Raw genomic sequence first — 4,651 nt, forward strand, 5'->3', positions numbered from 1 at the left:
CGCCGGGAGATCGTAGCCTTGTTATCTCTGCTCCAATCTCAGAAGGAGTCTATAAAGCACATATGATCATCTTTTATGAAGGTACCCGTATAGCAGGGAGAATTATTGATTTTACAGTTTAATAATGGATAACGTATGACCACTGATCCCTATCGTGCCGATCTTATCATTCAGAACATATCGATCTTCAACCCATTCATCTGTGACTGGACAGATGATTCCTTAGCAATCAGAGATGGCTACATCATGGGATTTGGATCAGAATACTCTGCTGCCAGGATACTTGATTTTGAAGGGGCACGTATTCTTCCAGGACTTATTGATGCACATCTCCATATCGAGAGTTCACTTCTCACCCCGGCAGAGTTTGGAAGATTGGCGTTGAAACATGGTACAACAACAGTAATTGCTGACCCTCATGAGATTGCAAATGTTGCCGGAATTCCCGGCATCAAAGCGATGATAGATGATTCAAAGAGGACTCCACTTGACATCTTCTTTATGCTTCCTTCCTGTGTTCCGGCAACCCCGATGGATTGTGCAGGTGCAACCCTCACTGCTGATGATCTTATCCCCCTTTTCTCTGATGATTCAGTGATAGGTCTTGGGGAGATGATGAATGTCCCCGGGGTTCTTGGAGAAGATCCTGAGGTTCTGAAGAAGATTGCTCTCTCCAGTATCGTTGACGGCCATGCACCCATGCTCTCCGGAGCAGCACTTGATCTCTATATCCGATCAGGTATTCAGAGCGACCATGAGTGCATCACCGCAGATGAAGCGAAAGAGAAACTCATAAAAGGAATGTATATCTTTATGAGAGAAGGGGCTGCAGCCCGAAACCTGCGGGATCTTGCCCCTCTGGCAGACTGCAGGACAGCATCCAGATGTAGTTTTGCAACCGATGACCGGCATGCAGATATGCTTGATGCTGCCGGATCTATTGATGACTGCATACGGATAGCCCTCTCATCTGGTGTTTCTGAAGAGGTTGCCTTCAGAATGGCGACACTCACTCCGGCCGAGCGGTTCTGCCTTAATGATCGCGGTGCCCTTACACCAGGACGGATTGCGGACTTTATCGTCCTTGAAGATTCAGATGGCTTCTCGGTGAAAAAGACCTTCAAGAGGGGTCAGCAGATTGTGGATCTCCCCTATCGCCCCCCACTCCCCCTGAAGACCAGATTCTCATGCCGGCTTCCTGACAGAGCAGATCTTGTGATCACCGGAATTGGTCCTGCACGGGTGATCGGGATCATTCCCGGGCAGATCACTACAGTAGAGGAGATTCATGATGTTATCGGATCTAATCTCCCCGATACAAGATCTGATATCCTGAAGGCGGTCGTCTGCGACCGGTACCATGCAGGTGGTTTTGGTCTTGGTCTTGTCCGGGGATTTGGTCTCTCCAACGGAGCCCTTGCGATCAGTGTATCGCATGACTCTCACAATATCGTCGCGGTTGGAGCAGATGATTCTGATATTGCCATGGCAATACGAATTGTCGCATCCCATAACGGTGCGATGGCCGTCGTCTCCGGATCGGAGACGTCTGTTCTTCCACTCTCATGGGGTGGTATCATGTCTGAGAAGCCATATCCAGAGGTTGTTGATGCTCTTGGCCGTCTGGATAATCATGCCCGTTCGCTTGGTACAATCGGGAACCCCTTTATGTACCTCTCATTCCTTGCACTCACCGTCATCCCGGAGCTGCGACTGACCGAGCGTGGTCTCTTTGACAATACCCGTTTCTGTGAGACGGATCTCTTCGTTAATACTTGACGCAAGACACAATGTTTATGTATTCTGATATCATCATCTCCAGAGTATGGTAACGATTGATCAGAAACTCAAAGACTCAATCGCCGAAGTGGGAATCCTCCCATTGGCGACCGCGTCAAAAGAAGGAATACCAAACGTCGCCCCGATGGGAAGCATCTGGGTTATGGATGAGAAGACCATCTGGATCGGTGACAACTTCATGAAGAAGACGATTCAGAATGTCCTTGAGAACCCGCATGCTGCACTCTATGTCTGGAGCCGGACTATTGGTGGATGTGTCCAGCTTAAGTGTGACGTAAAGGTGGAAAAGAGCGGGGAGAATGTTGAGAAGATGCGGACGATCCTTCATGAGAAGAAGCCCAATCTCCCCGGCAAATCCCTCCTTATCCTGACTGTGACTGAGATTTATGAGTGTGCTCCGGGTCCGAATGCCGGAACACTCCTCCAGTAACCTACTTTTTTTGTACCATTCGTGCCTGAAGGCCGAAGAAGACCGAGTATCCGATCGCATGAGCCTGATCAAGTGTTGTACTGTCGAAGGATACGAGATCATTTGAGTATAGTGCATCAGGTGATGACCTTCCGAGGATACGGACACTTCCCTTGAAGAGTTCCAGATCGACTGTTCCGTTCACACGTCTCTGGGTGGTATCGATGAATGCATTCAGCGCAAGATAAAGCGGCTCATAGACAAGACCCATATAGGCAAGTTCGGACCATTTATCGTCGACACCAACCTTGAATGCAAGCTCCTGCCGGGTAAGGGTGAGTCGTTCCAGATCCTTATGGGCTGCCAGGATCACCGTTGCAGCCGGGTGTTCATAGTTCTCTCTCGCCTTTAACCCGAGAATACGGTCCTCAACCATATCGTTTCTGCCGATACCATGCCGACCGGCGATGGTGTTGAGCTTATTGATCAGACTAATGCCATCCATAGGCACCCCATTCAATGCAACAGGAACACCGAGCTTAAACTCGATTGTGATCGCTTCAGGGGTGTCGGGGCCATCCCGTGGTGCTATAGTCCAGTGGTAGATCTCTTCAGGCGGATGATATGCAGGATCTTCAAGTTTTCCGCCTTCGATACTCCGGCTCCAGATATTCTCATCAACACTCCATGGCTTGTCTTTCACAACAGGAACTGGAATATTATGCTTTTCAGCATATTCGATCTCCCACTCACGGGTAAGGTTCATCTCACGCATCGGAGCAATGATCTCAAATCCATGCAGTCTGAAGATAAAGTCAAATCTGAGCTGGTCGTTCCCCTTTCCGGTACACCCGTGAGCAATGGCTGTTGCCCCTTCCTTCTTTGCAATCTTAACCGTCTCTTCTGCGATCAACGGTCTGGCAAGAGATGTTCCCATCGGATAGCCTTCATAGGATCCGTTTGCTTTTATCGCCGGAAAGATGTGGTTCTTTACAAAAGCTTCCTTTGCATCGAGAGTGTAATGGAGATCGGAAATGAGCCGGCCTTTGTCTGTTGCCATCTTCACTTCTTCTTCAGGTTGCCCGACATCGACGGCAACGGTGACGACCCGATCAAATCCATATCGTTCCTTTAACAGCGGAACACAGATGGAGGTATCAAGCCCCCCTGAAAATGATAGCACTACTGTTTTTTCTGACATGGTATAACACCGATCTTTCTAATATTGTATTATCTCAATAGCAATGAGTCTTCTTCCCCGGTTGTGAATGGGCAGCTGTCCGGGAAGACCAGAAAAGACTATCATTACATCATGTTATAATAATAATTGGTATGGTGAAGAAGATGAAATGTGGTGTGGTAACACTATTGCTCCTTACTATAGTGGCTGTTATGGTTTCCGGGTGTCCATTTGGTTCAACACCGCTTGATGAAATTTCTGATCACCTCATGTCTGCAACCGATGCATTGGAAGAACTGAATCTTGTTGAAGGGCAGACGAACCCCTTCACTCTTGATGATCAGATCTATATAATTGATCAGATCTTTTTAGAGATGGAAGTTATCTCAGAAGAAGATGTGAAAGAGATTGCACGGTATAATGCATATTACACATGGACAGAAGCGCTCAGATCCGCCTCTCAGATAGTTAAAGATGATTTTCAGTCATATCGGGGACATATCACGAAGGCAGACCAGTATTATACAACATTTAATTATGTCGGATTGAAACAGGAGCTTAACCTTGCAGAGGAGAAGCTCAATGAAATGTCTGGAAAAGCCTTTTCTGCTGCTTCCAGCCTTGATCAGATTACAGAGTCTGATATCTCTTCACAAGAATTTGCAGAGCTTCATCGTACGAAGACTGCGATCATGAATCTGTATCACCAATGCACAGAACTAAAGAGCAATCTAAAAGAGAAAGCACAGATTCGGTAGGGGAGAGAATGCGTTCTTCTCAATTCTACCGGGATCCGCACTCCGGATATGGGGCAGGACTCTTCTGCATCGCCCTCCTCCTTCTCTTCATCAGTATCTCAGGATGTGTCGACCCGGATGAGGAGATCTCCTATGTGCCGGGAGATGCTGTTCCAACCATTACTCCATCTGAATATGGATATGGTGATGTGACAGTCTTCGTCGGCCAACTCCCATTACCCGGCCCTCTCACACCATCACCAACACCGTCAGTTCCACTCAAACTCCTGACTGAAGATACCACCCAGGTCTATCGCTGGTATTACAAAAATGCATATTATACCTGGACGATCCTTGTTCCGGCAGATCGATACAATTATTTTGCGAATCTCCCCCGTGATAAACCTGATCCGGCTGATTATGTCATGTCCGATCGTGGGAGAGCAGAGCTCCATCAAATCATGGAACAATTCATATCTCTCGCAGCAAAGCACAATCTGAAAAATGATGAACAGCGTGACTTTG

The 4,651-nt window shown here is 47.6% G+C and carries 5 protein-coding genes; 4 read left to right on the forward strand and 1 reads right to left on the reverse strand.

Annotated elements, in window-relative coordinates; all coding sequences use genetic code 11:
- The first annotated feature begins 135 nt into the window (after window positions 1-135).
- Both ade and Q7V06_RS09615 read left to right on the forward strand, forming a co-directional pair.
- Window positions 136-1,779: an adenine deaminase gene (gene ade / locus Q7V06_RS09610; protein ID WP_304840967.1), complete on the forward strand. Its 1,644-nt coding sequence runs from the start codon at window positions 136-138 to the stop codon at window positions 1,777-1,779.
- 46 nt (window positions 1,780-1,825) lie between these two features.
- Complete coding sequence (locus Q7V06_RS09615) at window positions 1,826-2,230, forward strand: pyridoxamine 5'-phosphate oxidase family protein (protein ID WP_304840969.1); 405 nt, start codon at window positions 1,826-1,828, stop codon at window positions 2,228-2,230.
- A gap of 1 nt (window position 2,231) precedes the next feature.
- On the opposite strand, the gene Q7V06_RS09620 is transcribed toward Q7V06_RS09615, so the two are convergent.
- Entirely contained in the window at window positions 2,232-3,410 is a 1,179-nt protein-coding gene (locus tag Q7V06_RS09620) for an argininosuccinate synthase (RefSeq protein ID WP_304840971.1), read from the reverse strand.
- A gap of 143 nt (window positions 3,411-3,553) precedes the next feature.
- On the opposite strand from Q7V06_RS09620, the gene Q7V06_RS09625 reads away from it, so the two are divergent.
- Both Q7V06_RS09625 and Q7V06_RS09630 read left to right on the forward strand, forming a co-directional pair.
- Entirely contained in the window at window positions 3,554-4,147 is a 594-nt protein-coding gene (locus tag Q7V06_RS09625) for a hypothetical protein (RefSeq protein WP_304840973.1), read from the forward strand.
- An 8-nt stretch (window positions 4,148-4,155) separates the two neighbouring features.
- Window positions 4,156-4,651 (forward strand): hypothetical protein (locus Q7V06_RS09630; RefSeq protein WP_304840975.1); only part of this gene is annotated, 496 nt, incomplete at its 3' end.

The sequence above is a fragment of the Methanocalculus sp. genome, from assembly GCF_030651615.1.
GTDB lineage: Archaea > Halobacteriota > Methanomicrobia > Methanomicrobiales > Methanocorpusculaceae > Methanocalculus.

Coding starts and splice junctions, on each gene's coding strand:
- ade (WP_304840967.1), top strand. CDS start 136: ATGACCACTGATCCCTATCGTGCCGATCTTATCATTCAGAACATATCG.
- Q7V06_RS09615 (WP_304840969.1), top strand. CDS start 1,826: ATGGTAACGATTGATCAGAAACTCAAAGACTCAATCGCCGAAGTGGGA.
- Q7V06_RS09620 (WP_304840971.1), bottom strand. CDS start 3,410: ATGTCAGAAAAAACAGTAGTGCTATCATTTTCAGGGGGGCTTGATACC.
- Q7V06_RS09625 (WP_304840973.1), top strand. CDS start 3,554: ATGAAATGTGGTGTGGTAACACTATTGCTCCTTACTATAGTGGCTGTT.